General features: G+C 64.7%; 36 protein-coding genes and 2 tRNA genes. 16 read left to right on the top strand and 22 right to left on the bottom strand.

Annotation, left to right across the window (positions count from 1 at the left end):
- Positions 1 to 32 precede the first annotated feature (32 nt).
- Positions 33 to 719, top strand: coding sequence for an SDR family oxidoreductase (locus AC07M9_RS06085; protein WP_494882182.1), 687 nt, complete (start codon positions 33 to 35; stop codon positions 717 to 719).
- Positions 720 to 729: 10 nt separating this feature from the next.
- Positions 730 to 1,173, top strand: a complete 444-nt coding sequence (locus tag AC07M9_RS06080) for a nuclear transport factor 2 family protein (protein ID WP_494882180.1) — start codon at positions 730 to 732, stop codon at positions 1,171 to 1,173.
- Positions 1,174 to 1,188: 15 nt separating this feature from the next.
- Here the strand turns inward: AC07M9_RS06080 and AC07M9_RS06075 are convergent, their stop codons facing one another.
- Positions 1,189 to 1,962, bottom strand: coding sequence for an SDR family oxidoreductase (locus AC07M9_RS06075; protein WP_494882179.1), 774 nt, complete (start codon positions 1,960 to 1,962; stop codon positions 1,189 to 1,191).
- A gap of 110 nt (positions 1,963 to 2,072) precedes the next feature.
- On the opposite strand from AC07M9_RS06075, the gene AC07M9_RS06070 reads away from it, so the two are divergent.
- The gene (locus AC07M9_RS06070; RefSeq protein ID WP_494883892.1) at positions 2,073 to 2,471 is read left to right on the top strand and encodes a winged helix-turn-helix transcriptional regulator; all 399 of its coding nucleotides are present in this window, start codon (positions 2,073 to 2,075) and stop codon (positions 2,469 to 2,471) included.
- 7 nt (positions 2,472 to 2,478) lie between these two features.
- Here the strand turns inward: AC07M9_RS06070 and AC07M9_RS06065 are convergent, their stop codons facing one another.
- From AC07M9_RS06065 to yajC, 4 genes are all read right to left on the bottom strand, one after another.
- A complete protein-coding gene (locus AC07M9_RS06065; RefSeq protein WP_494882178.1) occupies positions 2,479 to 3,264 on the bottom strand; it encodes a hypothetical protein in 786 nt (261 codons plus the stop codon).
- Positions 3,265 to 3,319: 55 nt separating this feature from the next.
- Entirely contained in the window at positions 3,320 to 4,312 is a 993-nt protein-coding gene (gene secF / locus AC07M9_RS06060) for a protein translocase subunit SecF (RefSeq protein WP_494882176.1), read from the bottom strand.
- Positions 4,313 to 4,325: 13 nt separating this feature from the next.
- Entirely contained in the window at positions 4,326 to 5,936 is a 1,611-nt protein-coding gene (gene secD / locus AC07M9_RS06055) for a protein translocase subunit SecD (RefSeq protein WP_494882175.1), read from the bottom strand.
- A 79-nt stretch (positions 5,937 to 6,015) separates the two neighbouring features.
- On the bottom strand, positions 6,016 to 6,351 hold the full coding sequence (gene yajC / locus AC07M9_RS06050) for a preprotein translocase subunit YajC (RefSeq protein ID WP_494882174.1): 336 nt from the start codon (positions 6,349 to 6,351) through the stop codon (positions 6,016 to 6,018).
- Positions 6,352 to 6,635: 284 nt separating this feature from the next.
- Between yajC and AC07M9_RS06045 the strand changes: the two genes are divergently transcribed.
- From AC07M9_RS06045 to aroQ, 4 genes are all read left to right on the top strand, one after another.
- Positions 6,636 to 6,712: transfer RNA gene (locus AC07M9_RS06045), tRNA-Pro, on the top strand.
- A gap of 219 nt (positions 6,713 to 6,931) precedes the next feature.
- Positions 6,932 to 7,345, top strand: coding sequence for a holin family protein (locus AC07M9_RS06040; RefSeq protein WP_494882173.1), 414 nt, complete (start codon positions 6,932 to 6,934; stop codon positions 7,343 to 7,345).
- 67 nt (positions 7,346 to 7,412) lie between these two features.
- Positions 7,413 to 7,775, top strand: a complete 363-nt coding sequence (locus AC07M9_RS06035) for a hypothetical protein (protein WP_494882171.1) — start codon at positions 7,413 to 7,415, stop codon at positions 7,773 to 7,775.
- 70 nt (positions 7,776 to 7,845) lie between these two features.
- Complete coding sequence (gene aroQ / locus AC07M9_RS06030) at positions 7,846 to 8,283, top strand: type II 3-dehydroquinate dehydratase (protein WP_494882169.1); 438 nt, start codon at positions 7,846 to 7,848, stop codon at positions 8,281 to 8,283.
- Between the two features lie 135 nt (positions 8,284 to 8,418).
- Here the strand turns inward: aroQ and AC07M9_RS06025 are convergent, their stop codons facing one another.
- Positions 8,419 to 8,883: an Lrp/AsnC family transcriptional regulator gene (locus AC07M9_RS06025; RefSeq protein WP_494882167.1), complete on the bottom strand. Its 465-nt coding sequence runs from the start codon at positions 8,881 to 8,883 to the stop codon at positions 8,419 to 8,421.
- A gap of 252 nt (positions 8,884 to 9,135) precedes the next feature.
- Here AC07M9_RS06025 and AC07M9_RS06020 point away from each other — a divergent pair, with 252 nt between their 5' ends.
- The 3 genes from AC07M9_RS06020 (at position 9,136) to AC07M9_RS06010 (ending at position 12,200) form a co-directional block, all read left to right on the top strand.
- Positions 9,136 to 10,989 carry a sensor histidine kinase gene (locus AC07M9_RS06020; protein ID WP_494882165.1) on the top strand — a complete coding sequence of 618 codons (1,854 nt, stop codon included), beginning with the start codon at positions 9,136 to 9,138 and terminating at the stop codon, positions 10,987 to 10,989.
- A 52-nt stretch (positions 10,990 to 11,041) separates the two neighbouring features.
- Complete coding sequence (locus AC07M9_RS06015; RefSeq protein WP_494882163.1) at positions 11,042 to 12,046, top strand: polysaccharide deacetylase family protein; 1,005 nt, start codon at positions 11,042 to 11,044, stop codon at positions 12,044 to 12,046.
- 78 nt (positions 12,047 to 12,124) lie between these two features.
- Positions 12,125 to 12,200, top strand: a tRNA-Ile gene (locus AC07M9_RS06010).
- A gap of 100 nt (positions 12,201 to 12,300) precedes the next feature.
- On the opposite strand, the gene AC07M9_RS06005 is transcribed toward AC07M9_RS06010, so the two are convergent.
- From AC07M9_RS06005 to AC07M9_RS05930, 16 genes are all read right to left on the bottom strand, one after another.
- Positions 12,301 to 13,461: a tyrosine-type recombinase/integrase gene (locus AC07M9_RS06005; protein WP_494882161.1), complete on the bottom strand. Its 1,161-nt coding sequence runs from the start codon at positions 13,459 to 13,461 to the stop codon at positions 12,301 to 12,303.
- Positions 13,458 to 13,733, bottom strand: a complete 276-nt coding sequence (locus tag AC07M9_RS06000; RefSeq protein ID WP_494882160.1) for a helix-turn-helix transcriptional regulator — start codon at positions 13,731 to 13,733, stop codon at positions 13,458 to 13,460. The genes AC07M9_RS06005 and AC07M9_RS06000 overlap by 4 nt, the downstream gene beginning before the upstream one ends.
- 88 nt (positions 13,734 to 13,821) lie before the next feature.
- Positions 13,822 to 14,301, bottom strand: a complete 480-nt coding sequence (locus AC07M9_RS05995; protein ID WP_494882158.1) for a hypothetical protein — start codon at positions 14,299 to 14,301, stop codon at positions 13,822 to 13,824.
- Positions 14,302 to 14,350: 49 nt separating this feature from the next.
- Positions 14,351 to 15,346, bottom strand: coding sequence for a recombinase RecT (locus tag AC07M9_RS05990; protein WP_494882156.1), 996 nt, complete (start codon positions 15,344 to 15,346; stop codon positions 14,351 to 14,353).
- A 2-nt stretch (positions 15,347 to 15,348) separates the two neighbouring features.
- Complete coding sequence (locus AC07M9_RS05985) at positions 15,349 to 15,597, bottom strand: hypothetical protein (protein WP_494882154.1); 249 nt, start codon at positions 15,595 to 15,597, stop codon at positions 15,349 to 15,351.
- The gene (locus AC07M9_RS05980; protein ID WP_494882152.1) at positions 15,594 to 16,517 is read right to left on the bottom strand and encodes a YqaJ viral recombinase family protein; all 924 of its coding nucleotides are present in this window, start codon (positions 16,515 to 16,517) and stop codon (positions 15,594 to 15,596) included. Before AC07M9_RS05980 ends, AC07M9_RS05985 begins: the two co-directional genes overlap by 4 nt.
- A gap of 166 nt (positions 16,518 to 16,683) precedes the next feature.
- Complete coding sequence (locus AC07M9_RS05975) at positions 16,684 to 17,211, bottom strand: hypothetical protein (RefSeq protein WP_494882150.1); 528 nt, start codon at positions 17,209 to 17,211, stop codon at positions 16,684 to 16,686.
- The gene (locus tag AC07M9_RS05970) at positions 17,208 to 17,399 is read right to left on the bottom strand and encodes a hypothetical protein (RefSeq protein WP_494882149.1); all 192 of its coding nucleotides are present in this window, start codon (positions 17,397 to 17,399) and stop codon (positions 17,208 to 17,210) included. The genes AC07M9_RS05975 and AC07M9_RS05970 overlap by 4 nt, the downstream gene beginning before the upstream one ends.
- Before the next feature lie 102 nt (positions 17,400 to 17,501).
- Positions 17,502 to 17,861, bottom strand: a complete 360-nt coding sequence (locus AC07M9_RS05965) for a hypothetical protein (protein WP_494882148.1) — start codon at positions 17,859 to 17,861, stop codon at positions 17,502 to 17,504.
- Positions 17,858 to 18,136, bottom strand: coding sequence for a hypothetical protein (locus tag AC07M9_RS05960; protein WP_494882147.1), 279 nt, complete (start codon positions 18,134 to 18,136; stop codon positions 17,858 to 17,860). Before AC07M9_RS05960 ends, AC07M9_RS05965 begins: the two co-directional genes overlap by 4 nt.
- Positions 18,133 to 18,354: a hypothetical protein gene (locus tag AC07M9_RS05955; RefSeq protein WP_494882145.1), complete on the bottom strand. Its 222-nt coding sequence runs from the start codon at positions 18,352 to 18,354 to the stop codon at positions 18,133 to 18,135. Before AC07M9_RS05955 ends, AC07M9_RS05960 begins: the two co-directional genes overlap by 4 nt.
- A complete protein-coding gene (locus tag AC07M9_RS05950; RefSeq protein ID WP_494882144.1) occupies positions 18,351 to 18,599 on the bottom strand; it encodes a hypothetical protein in 249 nt (82 codons plus the stop codon). Before AC07M9_RS05950 ends, AC07M9_RS05955 begins: the two co-directional genes overlap by 4 nt.
- Positions 18,596 to 18,946, bottom strand: coding sequence for a hypothetical protein (locus AC07M9_RS05945; protein WP_494882143.1), 351 nt, complete (start codon positions 18,944 to 18,946; stop codon positions 18,596 to 18,598). Before AC07M9_RS05945 ends, AC07M9_RS05950 begins: the two co-directional genes overlap by 4 nt.
- A 3-nt stretch (positions 18,947 to 18,949) precedes the next feature.
- On the bottom strand, positions 18,950 to 19,219 hold the full coding sequence (locus AC07M9_RS05940) for a hypothetical protein (protein WP_494882141.1): 270 nt from the start codon (positions 19,217 to 19,219) through the stop codon (positions 18,950 to 18,952).
- Positions 19,220 to 19,352: 133 nt separating this feature from the next.
- Positions 19,353 to 19,670, bottom strand: coding sequence for a hypothetical protein (locus tag AC07M9_RS05935; protein WP_494882139.1), 318 nt, complete (start codon positions 19,668 to 19,670; stop codon positions 19,353 to 19,355).
- Positions 19,671 to 19,688: 18 nt separating this feature from the next.
- A complete protein-coding gene (locus AC07M9_RS05930) occupies positions 19,689 to 20,012 on the bottom strand; it encodes a helix-turn-helix domain-containing protein (RefSeq protein WP_494882137.1) in 324 nt (107 codons plus the stop codon).
- Between the two features lie 94 nt (positions 20,013 to 20,106).
- Between AC07M9_RS05930 and AC07M9_RS05925 the strand changes: the two genes are divergently transcribed.
- From AC07M9_RS05925 to AC07M9_RS05900, 6 genes are all read left to right on the top strand, one after another.
- Positions 20,107 to 20,319 carry a helix-turn-helix domain-containing protein gene (locus tag AC07M9_RS05925; RefSeq protein ID WP_494882135.1) on the top strand — a complete coding sequence of 71 codons (213 nt, stop codon included), beginning with the start codon at positions 20,107 to 20,109 and terminating at the stop codon, positions 20,317 to 20,319.
- Between the two features lie 915 nt (positions 20,320 to 21,234).
- The gene (locus AC07M9_RS05920; RefSeq protein WP_494882133.1) at positions 21,235 to 22,200 is read left to right on the top strand and encodes a DNA cytosine methyltransferase; all 966 of its coding nucleotides are present in this window, start codon (positions 21,235 to 21,237) and stop codon (positions 22,198 to 22,200) included.
- Positions 22,200 to 22,679 (top strand): hypothetical protein, encoded by a 480-nt coding sequence (locus tag AC07M9_RS05915; RefSeq protein ID WP_494882131.1) that lies wholly within the window; start codon positions 22,200 to 22,202, stop codon positions 22,677 to 22,679. The genes AC07M9_RS05920 and AC07M9_RS05915 overlap by 1 nt, the downstream gene beginning before the upstream one ends.
- Entirely contained in the window at positions 22,679 to 23,455 is a 777-nt protein-coding gene (locus AC07M9_RS05910) for a helix-turn-helix domain-containing protein (protein ID WP_494882129.1), read from the top strand. The genes AC07M9_RS05915 and AC07M9_RS05910 overlap by 1 nt, the downstream gene beginning before the upstream one ends.
- Positions 23,452 to 23,685, top strand: coding sequence for a hypothetical protein (locus AC07M9_RS05905; protein ID WP_494882127.1), 234 nt, complete (start codon positions 23,452 to 23,454; stop codon positions 23,683 to 23,685). The genes AC07M9_RS05910 and AC07M9_RS05905 overlap by 4 nt, the downstream gene beginning before the upstream one ends.
- A complete protein-coding gene (locus AC07M9_RS05900) occupies positions 23,682 to 24,059 on the top strand; it encodes a hypothetical protein (RefSeq protein WP_494882125.1) in 378 nt (125 codons plus the stop codon). Before AC07M9_RS05905 ends, AC07M9_RS05900 begins: the two co-directional genes overlap by 4 nt.
- The last annotated feature ends 74 nt before the right edge of the window (positions 24,060 to 24,133 follow it).

The raw sequence follows: 24,133 nt of genomic DNA, 5'->3' as shown, positions 1-24,133 counted from the left end.
GCCGGACAACCTGAATCCCCGGAAGGAACCTGATGGCAAACGTGGCAATCACCGGAGCGGGGCGCGGCATCGCGTTCGAGCTCGTCAAACTCCACCTCGAGCGCGGCGACCGGGTCTTCGGCCTCGTGCGCAACCCTGCGGGCGCGGGCGACCTCAACGACCTTGCCGCCGCTTCGAACGGCAGGCTCACGGTCCATCCGATGGACGTCGCCGACACCGCCTCGGTCGCCGCGGGTGCCGCCTCGACGGGAGATGCCGGGATCGACGTGCTCTACAACGTCGCAGGGGTGGGCGGTAAAACGGAACCCCAGCTCGATACGGTCGACTGGGCCGATTTCGACGAAGCGATCGAGATCAACCTCAAGGGCCCGCTGCGCGTTCTCAGCGCCTTCCTGCCCCGCCTCGGCGCGGGATCGATAGTCATCAACTTCTCCAGCCAGCTGGCCGCGTCGACCTGGCCCTACGGCGGGTATTACGCCTACGTCGCCACCAAGGCCGGGCTGAACGGACTTATGCGCTCGGTCGCGATAGACCTCAAGGACCGGGGCATCGTCGTCGGCCTCGTCCATCCGGGCTGGGTCCAGACCGACATGGGCGGCTCGGGCGCCGACATCACCCCGCAGGAAAGCGCCGCGGCCATCGCCCGCCTCACCGACGGCTGGACGCTCGAGGACTCGGGCGCGTTCTACAAGTGGAACGGCGAAAAGCACCCCTGGTAGGAGGCGGAAAATGGCATTCACCGGCCCGCTCGAGGACCGCATCCTCATCCGCGAACTGCTCGACACCTATGCCCACGGCGTCATGACCCGCGACGCCGAGGCATGGGCCGCCACCTGGGCCGACGATGCCTTCTGGGCCCTCCCCGAGTTCCCCGACCTCGGCGGCTTCACCGGCAAGGCGGCGATCGTCGCGGGCTGGACCGGATCGATGAAGCACTACGGCCTCGGCGGCGGCGCGGCCCGGCCGATGGTCTACGTCGCCCACCCCGGCGAAATCCTCGTCGATGGCGAGCGGGCCTCGGCGATTTCCTATACCTCGGAAATCTTCGAGGATCCCGCCACCGGCAAGACCATGCGCCTGCGCGGCCGCTACGTGGACGAACTGGCGAAGATCGACGGGCAGTGGCTGTTCACCCGCCGCGAATACACGACCTTCGATGCCCGGGGGGACTGACGGCAGTGCTCGCCGTTACATGCCGAGCTCGTCGAACATCTTCATCGACAGGCCGGTGAGGTTGCCCATGATCGCCTCCTGGCTGCCCTGCGCTTCGCTGAGACGCAGCGGCTTGACCCGCTCGACGAGGATTTCCGCAGGGGTCGGGTCCTGCGCGAAGAGCGCCATGACCTCGTCCGCGAACTCGCCAAGCGGCTGGTAGCCCTCGCGGGTGCGCTGGCCCGGCGTGAGGTCGGTCTGGACTGCGGGCGGGGCCAATTCGATGACCTCGACCCGGCCCTCCAGCATCTCGCGCAGCGACTGGGTATAGCTGTGCACCGCCGCCTTGGTGGCGCTGTAGGTCGGCGTGCCCGAAAGCGGCACGAACGCGAGGCCCGACGTCACATTGACGATGGCGGCATCCGGGCGGCTCGTGAACTGCCCGATCAGGGCGTCGATCAGGCGAATGGGGCCGAGCACGTTGGTGATGAGCGTCGCCTCCGCATCGGCGAGATCGCGGGCGCGGTCGAGACGTTCGTAGCGCATGATCCCGGCGTTGTTGACGAGCACGTTGAGCGCCGGAAAGTCCGCCAGCAACTCGTCCGCGAAGGTCGCGACGCCGTCGGCACTTTCGACGTCCAGCACGCGCGCATGCATGTCGGCGCGCCCCGCGCAGGCGGCCTGCAGTACATCGAGCCGGCGGCCCGCGACGATCACGACGTTGCCCTGGTCATGGAAGCGCTGCGCCAGCGCCTCGCCGATGCCCGAGCCGCCGCCGGTGATGAGGATGGTGTTTCCGGTCGTTTTCATGGGGGACTCCTTGGTTGACGGGCAAGATGTAACGCCCCACACTCGTTCGGAAAGAAGGCACCCAAAAGATTTATACTTACCCGAAAGAGAGTGACAGCCCCGTGGATACCATGAGCGCAGACGCGATCGCCGCGCCGGATCAGGGCCGGGAGTGCGAGACCCTCGATCCGCGCGTCGAGGCGCTCGTCACCGAACTCATCGGCCGCGTTGCAGACAAGTGGACGATGATCCTGCTCGAAGTGTTCGAGGAGCACGGAGAACTGCGCTTCACGCAAGTCGCGCGGCACGTTCCCGAGATCAGCCAGAAGATGCTGACGCAGACCCTGCGCCGCATGGAGCGCGACGGCATGATTAGCCGGCACGTCCACGCCGTGGTGCCGCCGCGCGTCGATTATGCGCTAACCCCGCTGGGATCGAGCCTCAGCGAGGCGTTCTGCGGCGTGTGGATGTGGGCCGCCGCCAACCTCGACCGGGTCGAGCAGGCACGCGAAGCGTTCGACGCGCGCTGACCGCGCCTCAGGCGAGCGGTTCCAGATATGCGGGGCGCGGCAGGATGGCGCGCCACAGGGCTGTCTCGTTCATCGCAGGCCCGTTCGCGAAGCGGATGTCGCCGGGACGCCGCGCCCGGAAGTTGACGAAGCTCAGGCCCTCGGGACCGGCGATGAAGCTGTAGAGCGTGTCCGCGGCGATCGCGAGCGCGGTCCCCGGCCCCACCAGTTTCACCCCCAGCCGCATCTGCCCGGAAAGCACGACAATGACCTCGTCCTCGCTATGCGAATGGATTCCGCGAGCGGCTTCCTCGGGCGTGGGGGCATCGGCGCCGGCGAAGTGGTTCTCGTGCAGCCAGACCTCGCAGGTCGGGCAATCGGAATCGGCGTGGATGGCGCCGCCGGTCTCGCTCTGCTCGCTCATGCGCTCGCAGGCGGGAACGCGGGCGCGGGGCAGGAGATGTACATGGCCGCCCTCGCCCCGGCCGGCCTCGGTACTGGAGAAAACGAAGACGCTGGCGCCCTCGAACCCGGCCTGCACCGTGGCTGAGGCGCGGCGCTCGATGATCGCGCTGGACCCCGCAGGCAGCGAACAGCCGCCCGATCCCACGCCGCCGGCCCAGATGTAGAGAACGGTGTCGGCTTCGCGCAGGCCGACCTCGAAACGCTCTCCGGGTTCGAGGTCCACGCGGTGCAGCGTGAGCGGGAAGCGTTCGGGCCCGACCAGTGCGAAGACCCTGCCCTGTCCGCGTAATCCCGCCGGCATGACGACCTGCGGAGCCTTGTGCGGCTCCGATACGATGACCTTGGCCATGGCGTATTTCCTCCCCGGACGGCCAGCCTGCGCCAGCGGTCCGGAGAGGTCAAGATCAGCCCTTCCTGGGCGCACCGGCCTCGCGGGCGAGACGGTCCTGCCGGTCGATCGCGGTTTCGGTGGCGACGAAGCTGTCGGGCTTCACGCCGAGCCAGATCAGGATCGGCGCGGCCATGTAGATCGAGCTGTAGGTGCCCACGAAGATGCCCAGCACGATCGCGGCGGTGAAGCCGAAGATCACGTCGGGACCGAGCAGCAGCAGCGCCACCAGCGTGATGAGCATCGACAGCGAAGTCACGATGGTGCGCGCCAGCGTCTCGTTGACCGAGAGGTTGAGCAGCTCGGGCATCGGCATCTTGCGATACTTCTTCAGGTTCTCGCGGATGCGGTCGTAGACGACGATGGTATCATTGAGCGAGTAGCCGATCAGCGTCAGCAGCGCGGCGACGATGTTGAGGTCGAACTCCATCTGCGTCAGCGCGAACAGGCCCAGCGTCAGCGTCACGTCATGGACGAGGCTGAACAGCGCGCCCACGCCGAACTGCCATTCGAACCGCACCCAGATGTAGATCGCCACCAGCAGCGCGGCGAGCCCGAGCGCGAGCATGGCGCTGCGACCCAGTTCGCCCGACACCTTGCCCGTGACCGAATCGACGCCGTCGATGCGCGCGTCAGCGTGGTTGCTGCGGATGTTACCGGTGATCTTCGTCGCCATGGCTTCGGCGAGCTTCGGTTGCTTGTCCGAGCCCTCCGGCAGCTTCATGCGGATCGAGATCTCGTTCGGCTTGCCGAAGCGCTGGATGGTCGGCTCGCCGTAGCCCAGCGCGTCGACCTCGCCGCGCAGCTGCGCGACGGGCGCTTCGGCAGTGCGCTCGAAGGTGACGCGGATCACCTGCCCGCCGACGAAATCGACGCCCAGGTTCAGGCCCTTGGTGGCGACGAGACCGATCGACGCGATGATCAGCAGCAGGCTGACCACGTAGAACGGGACACGCCACTTCAGGAAGTGGATGTTGGTGTTGTCGGGAACGAGCTTGAGGAGCTTCATATGTCCTCTCCCCTTACAGGTTCAGGTCTGCGGGCCGCGCCTTGCGCAGCCAGCCGGCGACCCACATGCGGGTCAGCGTGACGGCCGTGAAGACCGAGGTCGCAATGCCGATCAGCAGGACGATGGCGAAGCCGCGCACCGGGCCGGTGCCGAAGTAGGCCATCGAGATGGCGGCGATGACGTTGGTGATGTTCGCGTCGAAGATCGCGCGGCTGGCTTCCTTGTAGCCCATCTCCACCGCCTGCACGACGCGCCGTCCCCGGTGGCGTTCCTCGCGGATGCGCTCGTTGATGAGCACGTTGGCGTCGACCGCCGCACCGATCGTCAGCACGAAGCCGGCGATGCCGGGCAGCGTCAGCGTGGTGCCGAACACCGCCATGACGCCCATGATCATCAGCAGGTTCACCACCAGCGCGACGTTGGCGTAGACGCCGAAGCGGCCGTAGGTCACGAAGATGAAGATCATCAGCAGGCCGGTGCCGACGGCCATGGCGACGATGCCCTTGTTGATCGAATCCGCGCCGAGGTCGGGACCGACGGTGCGCTCCTCCACCACGGTGAGGTCGACCGGCAGCGCGCCCGAACGCAGGGCGATGGCGAGCTGGGTCGCCGACTTCACGTTAAAGCTGCCCGAGATCTGGGCGCTGCCGCCCAGGATCGGCTCGTTGATGCTGGGCGCGGAAAGCACCTTGCCGTCGAGGATGATGGCGAAGCGCTTGTTGACGTTCTCGGTCGTCAGCTTGGCGAACTTCTCGCCGCCCTGCTGGTTGAAGGTGATCGAGACGACCGCCTGGTTGGTCTTGGATTCGAAGCTCTGCTTGGCATCGGTGAGTTCGTCACCCTTGATGCCGCCCAGACGCTTGACCGCGATCACCGGCGGCGCGCCGCCTGCTGCGGCGGCATCGGCGTAAGGCACGATCTCGTCGCCCGGAGGGACGATGCCCTGCGCAAGGTCGGTCGGCACGGCGGTCTCGTCGACCAGCTTGAATTCGAGCTTGGCGGTCTGGCCGAGCAGCGACTTGAGCGCGGCCGGGTCCTGGAGGCCGGGCACCTGCACGTCGATGCGGGTGCCGCCGAGGCGCCGGATGTCGGGCTCCTTGGTGCCGAGCGCGTCGATGCGCTTGCGCACGACCTCGACCGCGGTCTCCATCGCGTTGCTGACCGCAAGGTCGATGCCTTCGGGCGTCGGGGCGAGGACGAACTGGTTGCCGTTGACGACCTGTATGTCCCAGTCGCGCTGGCCGGAAAGGCCCGCGCCGGTGGTCAGCGGCAGGATCGCCTCGCGCGCGGCGTCGACCTGCGCGGCGTCGCGCACGGTGAACGACAGGCGTCCGCCCCGGCTCGACACGTCGCCGATGGCGATGCGCGGCTCGGCTGCGCGCAGGCGCGTGCGGACCGATTCCTCCATGCCCTCCAGCCGCTGTGCGACGACCTGCCCGCGATCGGCCTCGAGTAAGAGGCGCGAGCCGCCCGCGAGGTCGAGCCCCAGGTTGATCTTCGGATGCGGCAGGCTCTCGGGCCAGCGCACGGTGGTGAAGGACAGCAGGGTCGGCAGCGACAGCGCGCAAAGCACGAACGCCAGCCCCCAGTACCAGACCTTCTTCCAGGTGGGAAATTCAAGCATTGCCTATCGTTCTCTCCAGACGGGCGATCTCACCGGGGCGGCGGGACGCGATGCCCCGCCCGGGAAATCCGTGGCCCGATCAGTCGTTGGCGGGCTTGGCGCCGGCGGGCGGAATCACGTCCACGATGGTCGACTTGAGCGCCTTGACCTTGATGCCCTGGCCCAGCTCGACCTCGGCGTAGTTATCGTCGATCTTGACGATCCTGCCGATCAGGCCGCCGCCGGTCAGCACCTCGTCGCCCTTCTTGAGCGCGGAGAGCTTGTTCTTGTGCTCCTTCTGCTGCTTCATCTGCGGGCGCAGGATGAGGAACCAGAAGATCAGCGCCATCGCCACGAACGGCATGTACGTAATCCAGGCCGGAGGCGCACCAGCGGGTGCTGCGGCAGCGAGCTGGGCGAGGATCGAGGTCTGCATGGAAATGATGGGCCTTCTTTGTCGTGTCTGTCGGCCGGCGATTCGCAAGACCGGCCGGCGGGTAGCGCGTGGTCGGAAAAAATCCCCAACCGGACGCAACCGGATGCGCGCGGTTAGCAATAAAGCGCACCCGTGGCAACGCGGGGGCTTGTGCGCGCCCACCGCCTGCTAACAGGCAGATAGGCCCGCGCCCGGCCCGTTCAAGCGACTTCGGGCGGAGGCGAAAAACTCTCGAAACCCCGCTTGCGCATCTCGAAGGACCTGCCTATAGGCCGCGCTCCGGTCGGGACGTAGCGCAGCCTGGTAGCGCATCACACTGGGGGTGTGGGGGTCGGAGGTTCGAATCCTCTCGTCCCGACCAATTATCTTCTCGCATTTCGCCACCCCTTTTGCCGCTCGAAAGAGCCGCAAAGCGAATGCGGGCCAGACAGCATCTAGTCAAAGATAACGATCACCGAGCGGCCCCTGGGCGCCTCGAGCGATTGCCGGCGTCTGGCCGGTCGAACGAAACCGTTTTCCTACACGAACCTATATGGATATCTGGTTGCGGGTCGCTCGCTCCAACCGGAAGGACCCGCCCATGCCGCTGCTCGATTCGCTGCTCGGCCCCGTCACCCGCATCATCGACAAGGTCGTGCCCGATCCCGAGGCGCGGGACCGCGCCAAGCTGGAACTGCTACGGCTCGAGAATTCGCAGGAACTCGAGATGCTGCAGGCCAGCCTCTCCGCCGTCGTCGCCGAGGCCAATTCTGCGGACCCCTGGACCAGCCGTGCGCGGCCCAGCTTTCTCTACGTCATCTACGTCATGATCCTGTGGTCGCTGCCGATGGGCGTGATCGGTGCGTTCGACCCCGCCACCGCCCGCGCCATCGGCGAGAGCATGACCGCGTACCTGGGCGGCATCCCCGAGCCGCTCTACGCCCTCTTCGGTACCGGCTACCTCGGCTATGCGGCGATGCGCCAATGGGGCAAGACCAGGGGCTCCGACCGCTAAGCAATCCCTAACCTTGGGGCGCTACAAGGCATCTCGTCGTTCAATGTCCCTCCGAGGAGCGCCCCACGTGTCCCGCCTTTCCGCTCGCCTTCTCCTGCTGACGCTTCCCGCGCTCGCCCTTGCGGGTTGCGGATCGCCCGACGATGCGGAACAGCTCGCACAGGCCCAGGCCACCGCGAGCGAGGCGGCCGCCGCCGCCAGCAAGCAGGCCGAACGGGACGCGGCGGCGCTGCGCGCCAAGGATAACGAACAGTCGCTGGAGGCGTTCTACGCCGGCGACGAACCTGCGGACGATGCCGGGGAACCCGAGGACGAACCGGCACAGGACAGCGAGCCGTCGGCCCCGCGCGCACCTTACATTCCCGACGCCCCGCCCCCCGGGAACTTCGACCCCGGCGGCCCGCCGCCGCCGATACCGCCCGTCCAGTAACGGCTGCGGCTTGCGCCGCCCCGTCCGCCCGCTAAAGCTCAAGCCGCTCGAACACGGGAATTGCGAAACGATGGCGGACAAGCTGGTCTATGTGCTCAACGGCCCCAACCTCAACCGGCTGGGCAAGCGCGAGCCGGAAATCTACGGATCGCAGACGCTGGACGACATCGGCGCGATGCTGGCCGAACGCGGCCGCGCGCTGGGCATCGCCATCACCATGCACCAGTCCAACCACGAAGGCGCGCTCGTCGACTGGCTGCACGAGGCAGAGGACGCCGGCGCCCACGCCGTGCTGCTCAACGCCGGCGCCTACACCCATACCTCGGTCGCGCTGCTCGACGCGATCCGCGCCATCAAGGTGCCGGTGATCGAGGTCCACCTCTCCAACCCGCACACGCGCGAGGATTTCCGCCACACGTCGTGGGTGGGCATGGCGGCCAGGGGCACGATCGCCGGCTTCGGCGCGCAAAGCTACATGCTGGCGCTGGAAGCGGCTGCGGGGCTGTAAGCTTGGCCCCGCTTTCCTTTCCGCACCTTGCTCTACACGAGAGGAGCGGGATCCCCGCCTTCGTGGGGATGACGACAGGATTTTAATGGCGGTTTTGGGGGCGCTGAACACCCACCCCGAACGCCGGGGACTACCTTACCCGATCGGTACGCCCGGCACGCTTTTCGCGGTGCGGATGGTCAGCGAGGTCTTGACGCTGTCCACGTTGGGGGCGGGCGTCAGCTTGCTGGTCAGGAATTCCTGGAAGCTCTGCAGGTCGCGGCTGACGATCTTCAGGATGAAGTCGATCTCGCCGTTGAGCATGTGGCACTCACGCACTTCGGGCAGGCCCTTCATGTGGTCCTCGAAGGCGCGCAGCGATTCCTCGGCCTGGCTCTTGAGGCTGACGAGCGCGAAGACGGTGATCGTGAAGCCGAGCTTCGAAGCGTCGAGATCGGCATGGTAGCCCTGGATGACGCCCGCTTCCTCAAGGCTGCGCACGCGGCGCAGGCAGGGCGGCGCGGTGAGACCCACGCGCTGGGCCAGCTCGACATTCGTGATCCGCCCTTCCGCCTGCAGTTCTGCCAGCAGGCGGCGGTCGATTTCATCGAGATTGATCATTCGAAATTTCCCCGGCGGAGCACTTTCGCACTCTCGCGTTGCAACTTACACATCGAAAACGTCGGTATGTCGTAATTTTATTAGGGCATAGCGTAATCGTCCCGCTTTGCAACGGCGGAAACTGTGCCCTTCCGCTCGTCCCCAGCTTTGCTAGGTGGTGATCCCCCCTGACTTCCACGTTGTTTTCCTTATGGTAAACATAGCCGGGCCATAGGGTCTGCCCTGCCATGGTCGGCGGGACCCGGAGATTGAATGCATTTCGACGATCGCCTTGCCACTGTGCTGCGCCTGCCGCCCTCCGGGGATGGCTTGGCGCGGGTGCAGTTCCGGCAGCTCGTCGATATCCTCGGCCAGGCGCCAGACTCCGCTGAACTCAGCGAAACCATGGCTGCGGGCTATGCCCAGCTGGCAGCGTTGGGGCGGGAAATTTCTCCCGCCGACCGCGCGCGCCTGCTGCGCCAACCGCTCCAGCCGATGACCAACGCGCGCCTGCTGGCGATGCTGGCCGAGGCCGAGCCCGACGTGGCCTGCGAAGCGATTCGCGCCGCACGGCTCAGCGAAGCGGCGTGGCTCGCCCTCATTCCCGCGCTGCCGGTGCGCGCCCGCGGCATCCTGCGCCATCGCTGCGACCTTCCGCCCCGCGCCGCCGCGCTGCTTGAGCGGCTGGGCATCCATGACCGCGCGCTGCCCTCGGGGCCGATCGAACCGGACCCCGAATCGCCTCTACCCGACGCGCCGCGCGCCTCCTTCAATGCGCCGACCGGCGACATCGCCCTCGACCAGGACATGTCGGACGACGTGCTCGAACTGCTCGACATGGCAGACGATCCGCCCCCGCCCACCTCGCTCAGCGAATGGGCCAAGGCGCGCGCCGCGCAGCTGCAGAAGGACCTTCAGCACAAGACAGCCGCCGAAGCGCCGGGTGCGCCCAGCGAGGCCGGCATCGGTGCGATCGTCCGGCGCATCGAGGAATTCCGCAAGGCGCGCGAGGCCATGGGCCCGCCCGAGACCGGCGCGGAGGCCCCGCGCCTGCCGCTCGGTGACAGCGCCCCGCTCACCGTGCGCATGGCGCTGGCGATCGATTTCACCACTGACCTGCACGGCCGCGTCGCATGGGCCGACGGTCCCTACGCGCCGTCCGTCATCGGCCTCGACCTGGCCGGCGCACAGGACGAATCGGCCAACGGATCCAGCCTAATTGCCGCGATGCAGCGCCGCCAACCGCTGCGCGCGGAGCGCATTCGCATCGCCGGCGCGCCTGCCGTGAGCGGCTCATGGCAGGTCGATGCGATCGCCCGGTTCGAGGCCGGCAGCTTCATCGGCTACTGCGGCCGCCTGCGTCGTCCGGCCGCCCCGGTCGTGGTCGCCACCGCGCCCCTGCCCGACACCACCGAAGCCGACCGGATGCGCGAAGTCCTCCACGAACTGCGCACCCCCGCCAACGCCATCCAGGTCGCGGCGGAGATCATCCAGCAGCAACTCTATGGGCCCGCCCCGCACGAATACCGCGCCCTCGCCGCCGCCATCGCCGGCGACTGCGCGCATATCCTCGCGGGCTTCGAGGAACTCGACCGGCTGGTAAGGCTGGAAACCGGCGCCATGCCGCTCGACGAAGGCGAATGCGATCTGGCCCGCGTTCTCGCGCAGACCGTCGTGCGCCTGCGCGCGTGGACGGAACCGCGCGGCAGCGGCTTCGCGCTCGCCTCCGACCCTTCGGCCACCAGCCTTCCGGTGCGGGTCGCTCGGCCCGAAGTGGAGCGACTGGTGTGGCGCCTGTTCGCCGCCCTGGCCGGCTCGACGGCGCCGGGGGAAACGCTCGACCTGACGTGGTCCACACAGGGGGCCCTTGTCGAAGTCACGGTCGCCCTGCCTGCGGTGCTGGCGGAGCGCGATCCGGACGCCCTGTTCGTCGCCGTCGCGGGCGAGCGCGGGCAATCGCTCGCCACCGGGATGTTCGGCATCGGCTTCACCCTGCGCCTGGCCGCCGCCGAGGCTGCGGCGACTGGCGGCAGGTTGCACCGTATCGGTGACAGGCTGCACCTCGCCCTGCCCGCCTTGACCGCCGCAGACGCAGGCAATAGCACTTCGGCAACCTTTTCGCCGTAAGCCCTCCAAGCCCTGTCATTCTGACGGATGCGACCCGCAGAAGGGAATGTTTTTGCCAGGACCCAATCTCCTGGAGCTACCCGGCAAGCAGTCCTTCGCTTCTTTCGGCGAGGGCTTCGGCCAGCGCTTCATCGTCACTGTCGATACAGAGGAAGAGTTCGATTGGTCGGCTCCCCTCGACCGCGAAAGGCACAGCCTGGTTTCCGTGCCCGCGCTCCGCGATTTCCAGGAATTCTGCGAGAGCTTCGGCGTCGTCCCCACCTACCTCATCGACTGGCCTGTCGCCTGCTCGCCCATGACGGTCGACGCGATCGGCGAGGCCGTGACCCGCGGCTCCGCCGAAGTCGGCGTGCAGTTGCACCCGTGGGTCAGTCCGCCGTTCGACGAGCAGATAAACGAATTCAACAGCTTCGCGGGCAATCTTCCCTTCGAACTTGAACGCGCGAAGCTGCATGCCCTGCGCGACCAGATCGAAGGCGCGTTCGGCGTGGCTCCGCTGATCTACCGCGCCGGGCGCTATGGGCTGGGCCCGCGCACCGCCGAGATCCTGCGCGAATGCGGCATTGCCATCGACACCTCCGTCCGGGCGCGCTGGGACTACAGCGGCACCGGCGGGCCGAACTACCGCGAGCATCCGCTGCGCCCCTACTGGGTCGATCCGGAGCAGCGCCTGCTCGAAATGCCGCTGACCACGGTCTACTGGGGCCCTCTGCGGCAGGTCGGCAATGTGATATACCCGCACCTGTGGCGCGCTCCGCAAGTGCGCGGCGTACTCGCAAGGACCGGCCTGCTCGAGCGCATCCCGCTGACGCCCGAGGGAATCACTGCCGAAGAGGCCCTGCGCGGCGTCGACATCGCCATCGACGAGGGTCTGCCCGTGCTGGTCTTCTCGTTCCACAGCCCTTCGCTGGCGCCAGGCCACACGCCCTACGTAAGGAGCGAGGCCGACCTCGGCGCGCTGTACGACTGGTGGCGCGTGCTGTTCACCCATCTGGAAAAGCGCGGCATCAAGCCGACCAGTGTGGCCGAGATCACGACGTCGGTGAAAGTCGGCTAGAGCACACTTGCGTCGGTGCGACTCCCCGGCTAACGCGCATCCGTCCGGCCCAGTCGATGGGGCTGGGTCCGGTACGGTGGGCCTGTAGCTCAGCGGTTAGAGCTGGCCGCTCATAACGGCTAGGTCGCGGGTTCGAATCCTGCCGGGCCCACCAATGCCGGACAACGACGTCCTTCACAGGTCGACGTACCATCGACGACCCGTAAGGTCGGGGAGTGGCGCAGCCCGGTAGCGCGCTTGCTTTGGGAGCACTATCACTTCACTCTCCTAATGTATGATTTCGTTGAGTTTTCCGCTTTACCCTCGGTGGTATGTTCGGGACTATTCCGGGACTGATCTACATCTTCCATCGCCTTGCGGATATCATCGTCGCCGACGTGAGCGTAGCGCGCCGTCGTCTCGATGCGCGAATGGCCGAGCAGCTTCTGGGCTACCTTGAGGTTCGACGCGCGGGTTATCCGAGTCGCTGCAGTGTGCCGCAGGTCGTGGAAACGGAAGTTGCTGACACCGGCATCGGCAAGCGCCTTGTACCATTTACGGTTCCAACCTTCCCGGCTGAACGGATATCTCTCGCCCTTGAGCCGGCGCGGTCGATCTCCGCGCGGAGGTGAAGGCCTCTCGCACACGTAGGTGAAGACGAACGGGCCGACCTTGGGCCGGTTGGCGATGATCTCTTTCATGCGCTGCGACAGGGGGAACTCGTGCCAGACATCGCCCTTGGTGTGGACGGCGGCGGTTCCCTTGTGCAGATCGACCTTGGACCAGAGCAGGGTTACGACCGCGGTGCGCCTGGCACCCGAGATCATGGCGAACTCTACCATGTCGCAAAGATCGGGATGCCTCTCGCGCAGGATGTCGAACAGGGCAGCCTCCTCGATCGGGCTCGCCTCGCGGACCCGCTCCTTGGGCTCCTTGAGAGTGTGGTTCTTCCACTCGATCTCATCGATGCGATAGCTCTTACCCAAGAAGCGGTGCGCGCGGCGCAGGATTTGCACCTCGCGGTTCACAGTCGCGGCCGACACCGGCTTGGCTGCCGGCGAGCCTTTTTTGCGCCGGCGGTTGGGGAATGTCATTTCGACGCGGCGCAGGGCGACCATGCGGGATACGGCGAGATCGTCGATATCCTGAAGTAGCACCTTGCCGCCTATCAGGCGCAGGATGTTCTCGATCTGCTTTTCCGTCGCCTTGTGGTTGCGATCAAACTTGGCCTTCGTGTCCCAGTAGATGCCCATCGCCTCGTCCAGCGTGATCGAGGGCTTGTCCTTCTTGCCGGTCGCGACCTCGGTGCGGTGGTCTCGCTCGAACCTGTCCGCATCCCGCTTTGATTTGCAGTTCGTGGAGCCGTAATAGCGGACGCCGCGGTACTGATAGTCGAAGTGGTAGTGCGGGCTGTTCTTCGGCTTGTAGACGGTCATCGCTTGTCCCGCTGGCTGAAAGGCACCACCACGCCAGCGACAGCCGGGCCCTTTGCTGATCGCCGCTTGCCCTTAGGCACGGGATCGTTGGGCTCGCCGTGCCTGCGAACGCAGAGGGCAACATACTCGTCGATCTGGTCCAGGCGATAGGCGATGTTCCGGGGCGTGACCTGCACAAAGCTGATCTTGCCCCGGCTGCGCAAGTCGCGAAGGGTGCGCGGTGCCAAACGCAGGCGTTCGGCTGCCTCGGCTTCGGTCAGAAGATCCGTCACCCCCCACCCCCCGCCCGAGCGCTATGCAGATAGACCCGATCGACCACGACGATCCAAGCTATCACGGCAATGAAGACGGCCTCCCCAATCACGACGGGGCTCCGAGGTTGCGGGCGCGGGTGATGAGGGCGCGCAGGTGCGACGGATCTTCTTCGTCGTACTCTCGGCCATGGTTATTCGCGTAGCGGTGCAGTTCGTGTATCTCGTCGGCAGCATCCGCCAACGCCTCGACCAACTCCCCCACCAGCTTCTCCTGATCGGAGGGGGCGGAAGGGCCATGCTGGGCCGCATGCGCAATGAGGTTGAGGGCGATCCACGAGGGGATATCCGCTGCGGCGCCCGAGGCCACTGACCCCGCCTGTTCGTGAAGTTCGGCCTTGCGAAGTTCCTCCACCAGTACCACCCGCGCGTCTTCCCATTCGGGGGTTCCGGAGTCGATCAAGAGCCCGCGGAGACGCTCGATCTCGTCGGCAGCTTCTCGCATCAGCTTCCCGATCGGAATGTCACTGCCATCGCCACGGGTTGATGCATCGGCAACAGAACGAAGGCGCGTTGTTAGATCAGCCATCATCAAAACTCCAAAATCCCCCGCCCCATCGCTGGGATTGCGGGCGGTGTTAGGCGGCGGTGAGCGCGCTCTTTTTCACGTCAAGCGCGTGGGTCAGCTCGGCGATTTCGGCGTCGTCGAGGTCCGCGGACAGCAGCGCATTGTCGGCGAGGTTCCAGGTGGCCTGGTCGGTCGCCGCGTCGATCAGCGCCTTGTAATCGGCGAAGGTCGTGGGCTCGCCCTGCTGGGTCTGGTCAGGGCCTTCGCCGGCTTCCTCGATGTGGTGCTCCAGCGCGTCGAGGCGGCTGACCGGGGCTTGTGGCTCGCCCTGCACTGTGCCGCCATCGACGACACGCGGCGTGAAGTCTGCCTGCATCGTCTCGTCGCGCTCGATCCGGTCGATCACGTCCGTGCTGGTGGGGAGCCGCTTGAGATAGCGGCGCAGGACCGTCTTGAGTGCCATCTGGTCGTACCAGTCCACCCACGGGCCTTTGTCCTTCGACCGGCTGACGTTGCGTACTTCCTCGATCTGCTTCCGGTTCATGATCTCAGGCGGCACGATTTCGCCGCTCTTGAGCTTGGCGATGGCGTACGCGCCGATCACATCGCCTCGGTCGCCGAACCAGTTGGGCTCGAACACAGGCATTTCGTCGATGCCGGGGCGGTACTGGAACTTGTCGTTGGCGCGCACGATCTGCGCGTCTACCCAGGCAACGTCGCCCGACTGCCGCATCATCTTGAGCAGGCCGGCGACCATCGGCATGGCCTGCACCTTCTTGACCCATCCGCCGCTTGCCCGGTCCTTCGTGTTGAAGATGACCAGTGCGGCTTCGCGCCCATCGGGGAGAAGACCGTCCTGCGCCAGCTTGGTCACCGAACCGAACAGCGAGGCGCGGTCAGCCTGCCGCAAATCCGGGTTGCTGTTGATCGCGGTCATGGTGACGCGCACGAACTTCTCGGGCGTGACGTGTGCTGGGAGCGCGGCCTTGAACTCCGGGGCCATCAGGGCGATGGCATTGCGGATCGGGTCTTTCGTTTCGGTCGGTGTTGCGGGGAGCGATGCCATGATTAGGATTCCATCTTTTCGAGCAGGCTGACGTGCGGCCAGTAGAGTGCTTTGGACCCGTACTCGTCTCCGCGGTTCGTGATCTTGCGACCGCGCACGATGTAGGTTTCGTGGTCGCGCGATAACCCGCCGCCGCCAGCCCTTGGGTATCCGGCATCAAGCGGCGTCATGCGCGCAGGCAGAACAAATTCGATGATGCCCTGCTTGTAGGTGTTCGAGCTGATCCAGCGGACCTTGTCGCCAATCTTCATGCTTCAATCTCCTTGACAGTGAAGCGCCGGTATCCCTTGCGTCCCTTGATGATTTCGCCGACCACAGCCTCGCGGTCCGGTATGGATTTCACGGCGGTTGCCTTGATCGTGAAGCCGTCCGCAAATCCGACTGCGGCGTCCTTCATCTTTTCGATGATCTCGGCCTGCGCGGCTTCCTTGCGCGCGCGCGCCTGGCGCTCTTCCTCGGCAGCGGTCAGGTATTCGGCGGCAGCGATGGCGGCTCGATTGTCACCGGCGAGGTCGATCGTCTCGGCGCTCTGGTCGGCGTAGACTTCCTTGAGCGCGTCCCCGTCGCGGCTGTAATCCGGCTTCGGTGCCCTGCCCTCGGCGATGGACTGCCAGAAGGCTTTCACGCGCCGCTCGGCTTCGGCGAACAGCTTCGGCCGGAAGTCGTACTGCAGCCGCTCCAGCCTATTCCCGCCGACGAGCACGAGCATGTCGAAGCCGTTGACGAAATCCAGGCCGGCGTAGGTGTTGCCTTGCAGCAGATAGTTCGTCGGCGGTTCGTCGCCCCATTTCTTGAACTCGAGCCAATCGACCATCTTCGTTTCAAGGATGATCGGGCCACGCTGGGGGCAAACCACAGGCCGGTCAGGGTGCCCGCCGAGCCCAGCGCCATTGCTCAGCGGCCCCACGTCCTCGCGATCGACGTAGCCATATATCTCCTTGGCTGCCTCGATGATCGGCGCCTCGAGCTTCACGCCCCAGAAAATCCGCTCATTCTCAGGCGTTCCGTCCGGCCGCACAGCATTGAAGTCCGGCGTTGCGATCGTGCCGACCTTGCGATGCCATAGCTCGAACTCGGTCAGCCACGGATTGCAGCCGAACAGCGCCGACACCTCGGACGCGCCGACATGCTTTGCGCGGAACATGGCGTCTTTGTCGGGCGCGATGCTCACAGCCGCTCTCCAGTAACCCCAGCAGCGGCCTCGACGCCGTGGGGTAGGGAGCCGTCAGCCTGGGGCTGCGAGGAGGCGGGGGAAGCGAGCTGAACCCAAGCCACGGCCCCGCACATGAAGGCGGTAATCAGCACGGCGATCAGCGCTGCGGTGGGGAGGTGGCGGGTCACTGAGACGTGGCCCTGTTTTCGGCTGCGGTCTGGAGCATCTGTGCCCAATCGTTCGGCTTGGAGCGGCGCAAGTTTCCAGCGCTTGCCGTGTCCGAAAGGTACGTCGCGAACTCCAGCATCTCCGAATACCGAAGGCGCTCGATGCTGGCGAAAATGGCGTCGATCGGGTTGTTGCTGTTCGTAGCCATGATGGGCTGCTCCAATTTGAGAAACGGGTTTTCGCGCACTGGCGCGGGCTCGGAAGGTATGACGAGGCGCACCGGCTTGTTGGGCACGCGGTCATTCGCGCTAGTGGGTGCGGCTGTCTTGCTGGCGCCCATGCCCTTGAGGATGCGGCGGACGAGCGCGATGTGGTTCTTGATGCCCATGCAATCGCTCGGCGTGTTCGACACGACCACGAAGCGGCTCTCGTCCTTGTAGTGCAGGACGATGCGGCCATGCTTCCCGGCGTTCTCTTGCGAGATCGACACGTCGGGCCATGCCTCAATTTCACGGCGGGTCTCGGCGAGGTACTGTTTGTTCATGTCAGCACCAACACCAGCCCAACCGCCAGAAACACCGGCCCGCAGAAGCACCCGACCAGACACACCAAGTTGCGATAGAACGGCTGCCAGAGGGCGTCGGTGGTGAGCCACGAGCGGAAACGGGACCAAAGCGAGGTCGAGCGCTGCAACGGCGGGTGGACGTTGCGGGTGGCTTCGGAGTGGTTCATGACTTCGTGGCCAGCTTGAGCAGCGTTTTGAAGTCGCGCGCGATGCTGTGGAGAGGCCATCCGATCCAAATGATTGCGACCAGCATGAAGAAGGATTCGCCGTCAGACATGATCCACCCCCTGCGCTTCGACGGGCTCGGGGTTGAGGAGGGATAGGGCGGCGCGAGCCTGGCAAGAAAGGCAACCTGTAAAGCCGTGGAAGCTATCGCATTCACAATCCGCTTTTGCGAGTTGCTTTGTGATTGTCTCCAAAGCCGGGACCAGCTTCTCGGGGGCGGTGGGGGTGCGGGTGTTCCAGGCGGTGATGGCGGCAGCTTCATTCGGACCATACGACTGGAATAGATGTGTTTCTTCCAAGCACTGCAGGCGATAGATTCCGCGCGCATAATCGCTGCGAGTACCGCGCCAGCGCGGTTGCTCACCGCACACCGGGCACGGCATAAGGCTCTGTTCGTCGGTCATGCCGCCTCTCCCGTCAGCGCGGCGAGTTCGCGCTGCAACCTGGCAATGCGAGCAACTTTTGCGTCCTCGGTATCGGCGTCCTGTGACCGCTTTCCTTCCAACGCTTCATTCAGCGCTTCTTGGTCAGTGTCGCCGTGTGCGGAAAATATCTCGCGCTCGTTGCCGTCCATCCACTGGACATTGGCCGAGAACTTCTTGACGTCAGCAAGGTACGATACGGTGATGCTGACGAGTTTGTTGCATTCGGCGATGCGGTGAAAATCTTGAGCGTTCACTGCCTTGTCTCCAGTTCAAGAATTGCCGCATCGATCTCCGCGATCAGCGCCATGCGATCATGCGCAGTCGCAAAGCCGCCGTTGATCCGCGCTCCGGTGTCCGTCGTTTCGAGCAGTTCGAAGTCGGGCGAGCGGGCGGTGTAGAGGCCGGTGGGGCTGATTTTGATCGTCCAGCCACGGTAGGCACCGGGGTTGAAGCTGTTTTGGTGGATGCTCATGCCGCACCGTCTTTCGCGCGTTCGGCGAGCATCGCGTCGGCGCTTTCATAGGCCATCGCCGCATACACGCCGGGCATCGTAAGTTTGGTTGCAGCCGCCACTTCCTGCGCATGTGTCGAGATTTCAGAGTTGGCGTGAAATCCTGCTAGAGCCTGCCCAGCGAACCAGTCGCGCAGGGTCATGCCGTTGTGGCCGAGGTGACGATGATCCCGAGGAAAAGCGGGTGGGTTCTGTGCCTCGCTCACAACCCAATCCTCCGCGCTGGCGTATGCACCCGGTCACCGCGCTCGCCATCCGCATCAAGCCGATAGCCCTCGTCGTCGATGCCGAGTTCGCTGCGCAGCTGATCCATGTCGGCCTGCGCGTTCACGTCGAACACGAACTGGAGGCATTCCAGAAGCTCAAGCGCGGACCACTCGGCGCGCTTCGACCACGTGCCTTCGGGTTCGGCCCCGGACAGGTCGCTGGAGAACGCGGCCAGCTTCGATTGCAGGCGCTCGACCTCTTTCATGAAGATCGCGCCCTTGGCCTCACGCTTCTCCTGCGCGGTCAGGGTGGCTGGGGTGCCGATGAGTTGTTGGTGGATCGCCATGGGTCAGGCCTCCATCTTCTCGAGCAGGCTGACGTGCGGCCAGTAGAGTGCTTTGGACCCGTACTCGTCTCCGCGGTTCGTGATCTTGCGACCGCGCACGATGTAGGTTTCGTGGTCGCGCGATAACCCGCCGCCGCCAGCCCTTGGGTATCCGGCATCAAGCGGCGTCATGCGCGCAGGCAGAACAAATTCGATGATGCCCTGCTTGTAGGTGTTCGAGCTGATCCAGCGGACCTTGTCGCCCGCCGTAAATTTCGTTTCGTTGGAAGACATGACCATCTCCACGAGGCGGCGAGTTAGCGGCCTCTTGTGGGATGGAGATATTACATCAGGCGTAAGTCTGCAAGATGGAAAATTGCATCGGGCGTAATTTTATCACGCATCGCCGATTCTCTCGGCTGACATATTAGCGGAAGGCGTCTGTTTCCGCTTCCAATGCCGCCACCTTCATGAAACGGCGTCGCAGAATGTACCAAGTGATGATCGCCGCCGGAATTGCATAAAGGAATGCCCACCAGTCCCAGCCTGCGGGGCTCGCCCCACTACCATTGCCGAAAGCTCGGAGAATGCCGACAGCGAAAAAGCCCACCAAGGTTTCCTGAGTAGCCCGGCGTGACGGTTCGAGATCGTCATGATAGGTGGCCTTCGAGATAAGCCATGCGATCAAGAGCATGATCAGCGTGCCGCTAAGCGTGGCCCCTGCCAATTCGACGAGCATTCCCATTTACGGCCCCCTGAGTAATTACGCGCGCTTCGATAGAGCCTCGATAACAGCTCGCGCCTGACTGCGCTGGTCAAGCGTCATGCGCTGCCACAGATCAATGATCTCACCGGCCTTCTCCGGGTTGCGCCCGATAAGGTGATCCGGCTCGACCCCGTATATTTCCGCCAGGGCTTCAAGAACCCGTTGGCTGTAAGGCTGCTTCCCGTTCTCTAGGCGCGAGAGGCTTGCCTCAGTGCTAGGCAGGTTCGGGTCATCCAGCGACGCCAATCTGTCCACCACCTGCTTCTGCGTGAGGCCGCGCTCCTTGCGCCATTCCTTCAGGTATGTCGGGCGATTTTCCATAGCCCCGATATTCCTACACGGGGCGCAACTAGTGAATGCGCCCTCGCGTAAGAAATGGCTTGCTGTGGACTTACGCCCCGTGTAAGTTCCGGTCATGACATTGGACGCCTATCTCAAAGCGACGCCGATGAACGCAGCTGACTTTGCAGCGCGCATCGGCATCAGTGACGCCTCTCTTTCGCGCATCCGCCGCGGCGAGCAGAACATCTCGCGCGATCTGATGCAGAAGATCATCCTCGCCTCTGGTGGGCGTGTGACTCCCCGAGAGCTCGTCTTCCCCAATGGCAAGCCGGTCAAGGTCGCCTAATGCGGCTCACATCGATTCCCAATCGGGTACGGGCAAACCCCGTGCATCCCAGCCATCTTGGCTTGCTGGCACATATCCGCGTCATCCAGCGCCCGCATAGCCGCAGCAATAGTGCGTCGCGCGATATTGCGCCGAAGCCTGAACACCAGCGCCTCATCGCCCGACATGATCGTAACGCGCACTCCATCGGGCTCCACTTCCACAAGCGGAACCTCGTCAACCCAACGTACGCCCATATGCCCTCTCCCCCCGACTCTTCGGCCGGACTGGTCAATAGGCGCCACAGTGGATCGTTCGTCAAGCTGTTAGCTGACTGCATAGGAGTGGCAGCATGATCCCTCGCCTCGCCGCCCTCTCGGTCCTCGGCCTCTGCATGTGGGCCTGCATCTATCTCGCGATCGTCTTGGTCGTGAGGGTGGAGGGGGGTTGAACCGTGAAGCTGCACGTCCTTGACCTTTTCAGCGGCATCGGCGGAGGCACTAATGCCACGCGGAGCTAAGCCTAAGTCATATGACGCAGCGCTCGTAGAGAGCGTTCGCCAGATGTATTCTGCTGGCTCGACGCAAGCCGAGATCGGAGCGGCCCTGGGTCTCACCCAGAAGGTCGTTTTCAATATCATGCGCCGACACTCCATTCGTACCCGGACCGCAGCGAAGCGTGACCAGTTCGGATCATCGAACCACGCTTGGAAAGGTGATCTCGCGGGCAAATCTGCTTTCCATCGCCGACTGTACTCGCGGTTCGGGAAACCGTCTCGCTGTTCGCAGTGCGGCACCACCGAGGCTGCGCACTACGACTACGCAAATCTGACGGGTCAATACCAAGACATCGAAGATTACGCGCCGATGTGCCGTGGGTGTCACTGGAAATACGACGAAAAGATTCTGAACATAACACGCGTTCGGGAGAACTCTCATGGGTAAATCTCTCAAAGTGCTCGATCTTTTCTCGGGTATTGGCGGATTTTCTTTGGGCCTGGAGCGCGCCACCCTTTCGGGAGCACAGTATGATGGCTTCGAAACCGTCGCGTTCTGCGAGATCGAAGAATTCCCCCGCCGCGTCCTCGCCAAGCACTGGCCCGACGTGCCCTGCTACGACGACGTGCGCACCCTCACCGGCGAACGACTTGCTGCCGATGGAATTGCCGTTGATGTCATCTGCGGCGGGTTCCCGTGCCAAGACCTCTCTTTCGCAGGACTTGGCGCTGGCCTGGATGGAGCACGAAGCGGCCTCTGGAGCGAAATCGTCCGGCTTACTCGCGACCTTCGACCACAATTCCTCGTCGTGGAGAACGTCGCAGCATTGCTTAGTCGAGGGCTTGGCCGAGTTCTCGGAGACTTGGCCTCGATCGGGTTTGATGCGGAGTGGCATTGCATTCCAGCTTCCTACGTTGGCGCACGCCATCGACGCGACCGCATCTGGATCGTGGCCTACCCCCAATTCAGCCAAGGCGAGCGTGGACCTCTCCTTGACTTGCAGCGGGGATGGTCGCGCGAAACCCAACAAACTGGGTTGGGCGGTGGCGATGTGGCCGACGCCGAACGCGGGCGACTTCAAGGCGGGGATGTCGAATGCGCCAGGCCGACAGCAGTCTTCGCTCCCGAGATCGGTCGGTATCGTCGAGGGAGTGAGCTCGGGGAAACGTGGCGGGCTGAACCCGACGTGGGTCGAGTGGCTTATGGGATTCCCGATGCTGCACACCGTCTTAAGTGCCTCGGAAACGCCGTAGTCCCCCAAATCCCCGAACTGATCGGCAGCGCCATTCTGCGCGCCATCGACGAACCCCGCGCCACCCTCCCCGGCGCGGCGCCCGCCGGATGCTCCCTCCCCCGTCCGGCGGGCGGAAAACTGATCGTGTCTCATTTTCATGAGGTAAGCTGATGTCTGAAATCGCACACAACGGGCTGGGCAATTCTCGCCGCCTGAAACAATCCACTATGCGCCAGGCAGTCGCAACGACCGTCGCCGCCAATCGCAATGGCTGGTCCGAAGCCGAAATGGCCGAGGAATGGGGTGTGTCCGCGGGCACCGTCGGCAACGCGCAGAACAAGAACCACGACCTCAGCCTCATGAACTGGCTGAAGCTAGGTGAGCGCTTCGGGCCCGCCGGCCTGAACACCGTGCTCACGCTGGTCGGCATGCGCGCCATACGCGACGACTGCGCCACGCTGGATATCTCCGCGGTTCCGGTCGAGCTGGCGCAGTGCCTGCCGCTTTTGATCGAACTGCTGGCCGATGGCGAATGCTGCGATGCCGACGTGCGCAAGCTCGAACAGGCTGGCGTGATCGGGACCCTGGCGCGCGTGGCTGACGTGCTGCGGCAGAAGCGGGATTCGGTTCGTCTGCGGGAGGTTGTGTGATGGCGACCTGCTCCCAGCGATCCTGCATCCGAAAGCTTTCCTCTTCGACCATCGGTAAGCTTTGCCACGTGCACTACAATGAGCAGCGCCTGCTTGAAAGCGTCGCCATGGACGAGCGCATATTCGCCGCCCTCGCAAGCGGCGCTACGGTGCGCGAGGTAGCTGCCCGCTTGAACGTCGGCGCCTACCGGGTTCGGCGAGCTAGCGAAACCTCGTCCGTGACGATACCTACGCGGCGTTTGTCTGGCCTTATAGCCGCTGCTGCCGCCCATTCAGGTTTCACGGTGGCCGACATCACCGGCGCGAGACGCTTCCGACCCATTATCATGGCCCGCCAGGCGGTTTGCCTGCTCGGTTTGGAGGCAGGGCACTCATCGACCGTAGTGGCGCATGCACTCGGCGGGCGAGATCATACCACCATCCTTCACGGCCGAGAAGCGGCGAAGGAGCGCGTGAAGCGTGACCCCGAATACGCAGATTTCGTCGCAAGGGTTGCTGATGGTTCACCCCCTTTGCCCGCCGTCGATTCGATCGACCTGGATATCGCGCCACCTCAGCCTCGCCCTGTTCGCCCCGCTCGCCCCGCTCCACCTGCCTCTGAGGTCGCTGCAGTAGAGCGCGCAGCTCTGACGCCAGTGCCGCGGTACATACGCTCGCGAAATGATTTTCGCGCTACCGTCGAGGACGGGCAGGACGACAGCCACAAGTTCCATGCCGGCATCGCCGCAGGATCACGCGCGCTGGCCGCCGCAATTGAACGGGCGCGCGCGGCATGAATGCCCGCTCCCTTGAACAGATCCGCGCTGGCTGCATCGCTGCCCCGCCGACCATGGACCGCCGTGAGCAGGCTGTAGCCCTTGCTGAGAAGCGGCTTTGCCGTGCGCGGGAGAAGGTGGACGCTGCCGAGGCGGAACTGGACGCTGCGGTGCACTGGCTCGAGCGGATCAGGGCTGAGCGGGCTGCGTTCATCGCATCTCAGGTCGATGACCAGATGAGGATGCTGTGATCCTCGCCCTGCCCTATCCGCACAAGCTTCTCTGGCCCAATGGCAGGACGCGCAACCCGCATGCCAAGGCATCGCAGGTCAAGAAGCACCGGCAATGGGCCTACTATGCCGCCTGCGCCGAGCGAGAGGCCATGTTCATGCTCCTGCGGGCTGCTTCTGTCCCTGGCGGCGTCGGCCTGCACATCACCGTGCATGGCAAGCGCACCGGCCCGATGCCCGACAAGGACAACGTGGTCGCCTCAGTGAAGGCTTACCAGGACGGCATCGCGCAGGCCATGGGCATCGACGACAAGCACTTCGCTACGCCGACCGTGGAGTTCGCTGCGACCCGGACTGGTGAGTTCGTCATTCGGGTTGGAGGCGCTGGCCTGTGAGCGTCATCGCAACAGCCGTGAAGCATCTGATCGCCGCCGGCGTCACCGGTGACGCATTGGTGACGGCTATTGCC

Source organism: Novosphingobium sp. GW821-FHT09E05, assembly GCF_059416165.1.
The sequence above is the reverse complement of the archived record's forward strand: the minus strand, read 5'-3'. Positions and strand labels throughout refer to the sequence as shown.

Coding starts and splice junctions, on each gene's coding strand:
- AC07M9_RS06085 (WP_494882182.1), top strand. CDS start 33: ATGGCAAACGTGGCAATCACCGGAGCGGGGCGCGGCATCGCGTTCGAG.
- AC07M9_RS06080 (WP_494882180.1), top strand. CDS start 730: ATGGCATTCACCGGCCCGCTCGAGGACCGCATCCTCATCCGCGAACTG.
- AC07M9_RS06075 (WP_494882179.1), bottom strand. CDS start 1,962: ATGAAAACGACCGGAAACACCATCCTCATCACCGGCGGCGGCTCGGGC.
- AC07M9_RS06070 (WP_494883892.1), top strand. CDS start 2,073: ATGAGCGCAGACGCGATCGCCGCGCCGGATCAGGGCCGGGAGTGCGAG.
- AC07M9_RS06065 (WP_494882178.1), bottom strand. CDS start 3,264: ATGGCCAAGGTCATCGTATCGGAGCCGCACAAGGCTCCGCAGGTCGTC.
- secF (WP_494882176.1), bottom strand. CDS start 4,312: ATGAAGCTCCTCAAGCTCGTTCCCGACAACACCAACATCCACTTCCTG.
- secD (WP_494882175.1), bottom strand. CDS start 5,936: ATGCTTGAATTTCCCACCTGGAAGAAGGTCTGGTACTGGGGGCTGGCG.
- yajC (WP_494882174.1), bottom strand. CDS start 6,351: ATGCAGACCTCGATCCTCGCCCAGCTCGCTGCCGCAGCACCCGCTGGT.
- AC07M9_RS06040 (WP_494882173.1), top strand. CDS start 6,932: ATGCCGCTGCTCGATTCGCTGCTCGGCCCCGTCACCCGCATCATCGAC.
- aroQ (WP_494882169.1), top strand. CDS start 7,846: ATGGCGGACAAGCTGGTCTATGTGCTCAACGGCCCCAACCTCAACCGG.
- AC07M9_RS06025 (WP_494882167.1), bottom strand. CDS start 8,883: ATGATCAATCTCGATGAAATCGACCGCCGCCTGCTGGCAGAACTGCAG.
- AC07M9_RS06020 (WP_494882165.1), top strand. CDS start 9,136: ATGCATTTCGACGATCGCCTTGCCACTGTGCTGCGCCTGCCGCCCTCC.
- AC07M9_RS06005 (WP_494882161.1), bottom strand. CDS start 13,461: ATGACCGTCTACAAGCCGAAGAACAGCCCGCACTACCACTTCGACTAT.
- AC07M9_RS05995 (WP_494882158.1), bottom strand. CDS start 14,301: ATGGCTGATCTAACAACGCGCCTTCGTTCTGTTGCCGATGCATCAACC.
- AC07M9_RS05990 (WP_494882156.1), bottom strand. CDS start 15,346: ATGGCATCGCTCCCCGCAACACCGACCGAAACGAAAGACCCGATCCGC.
- AC07M9_RS05985 (WP_494882154.1), bottom strand. CDS start 15,597: ATGAAGATTGGCGACAAGGTCCGCTGGATCAGCTCGAACACCTACAAG.
- AC07M9_RS05975 (WP_494882150.1), bottom strand. CDS start 17,211: ATGAACAAACAGTACCTCGCCGAGACCCGCCGTGAAATTGAGGCATGG.
- AC07M9_RS05970 (WP_494882149.1), bottom strand. CDS start 17,399: ATGAACCACTCCGAAGCCACCCGCAACGTCCACCCGCCGTTGCAGCGC.
- AC07M9_RS05965 (WP_494882148.1), bottom strand. CDS start 17,861: ATGACCGACGAACAGAGCCTTATGCCGTGCCCGGTGTGCGGTGAGCAA.
- AC07M9_RS05955 (WP_494882145.1), bottom strand. CDS start 18,354: ATGAGCATCCACCAAAACAGCTTCAACCCCGGTGCCTACCGTGGCTGG.
- AC07M9_RS05945 (WP_494882143.1), bottom strand. CDS start 18,946: ATGGCGATCCACCAACAACTCATCGGCACCCCAGCCACCCTGACCGCG.
- AC07M9_RS05940 (WP_494882141.1), bottom strand. CDS start 19,219: ATGTCTTCCAACGAAACGAAATTTACGGCGGGCGACAAGGTCCGCTGG.
- AC07M9_RS05935 (WP_494882139.1), bottom strand. CDS start 19,670: ATGGGAATGCTCGTCGAATTGGCAGGGGCCACGCTTAGCGGCACGCTG.
- AC07M9_RS05930 (WP_494882137.1), bottom strand. CDS start 20,012: ATGGAAAATCGCCCGACATACCTGAAGGAATGGCGCAAGGAGCGCGGC.
- AC07M9_RS05925 (WP_494882135.1), top strand. CDS start 20,107: ATGACATTGGACGCCTATCTCAAAGCGACGCCGATGAACGCAGCTGAC.
- AC07M9_RS05920 (WP_494882133.1), top strand. CDS start 21,235: ATGGGTAAATCTCTCAAAGTGCTCGATCTTTTCTCGGGTATTGGCGGA.
- AC07M9_RS05915 (WP_494882131.1), top strand. CDS start 22,200: ATGTCTGAAATCGCACACAACGGGCTGGGCAATTCTCGCCGCCTGAAA.
- AC07M9_RS05910 (WP_494882129.1), top strand. CDS start 22,679: ATGGCGACCTGCTCCCAGCGATCCTGCATCCGAAAGCTTTCCTCTTCG.
- AC07M9_RS05905 (WP_494882127.1), top strand. CDS start 23,452: ATGAATGCCCGCTCCCTTGAACAGATCCGCGCTGGCTGCATCGCTGCC.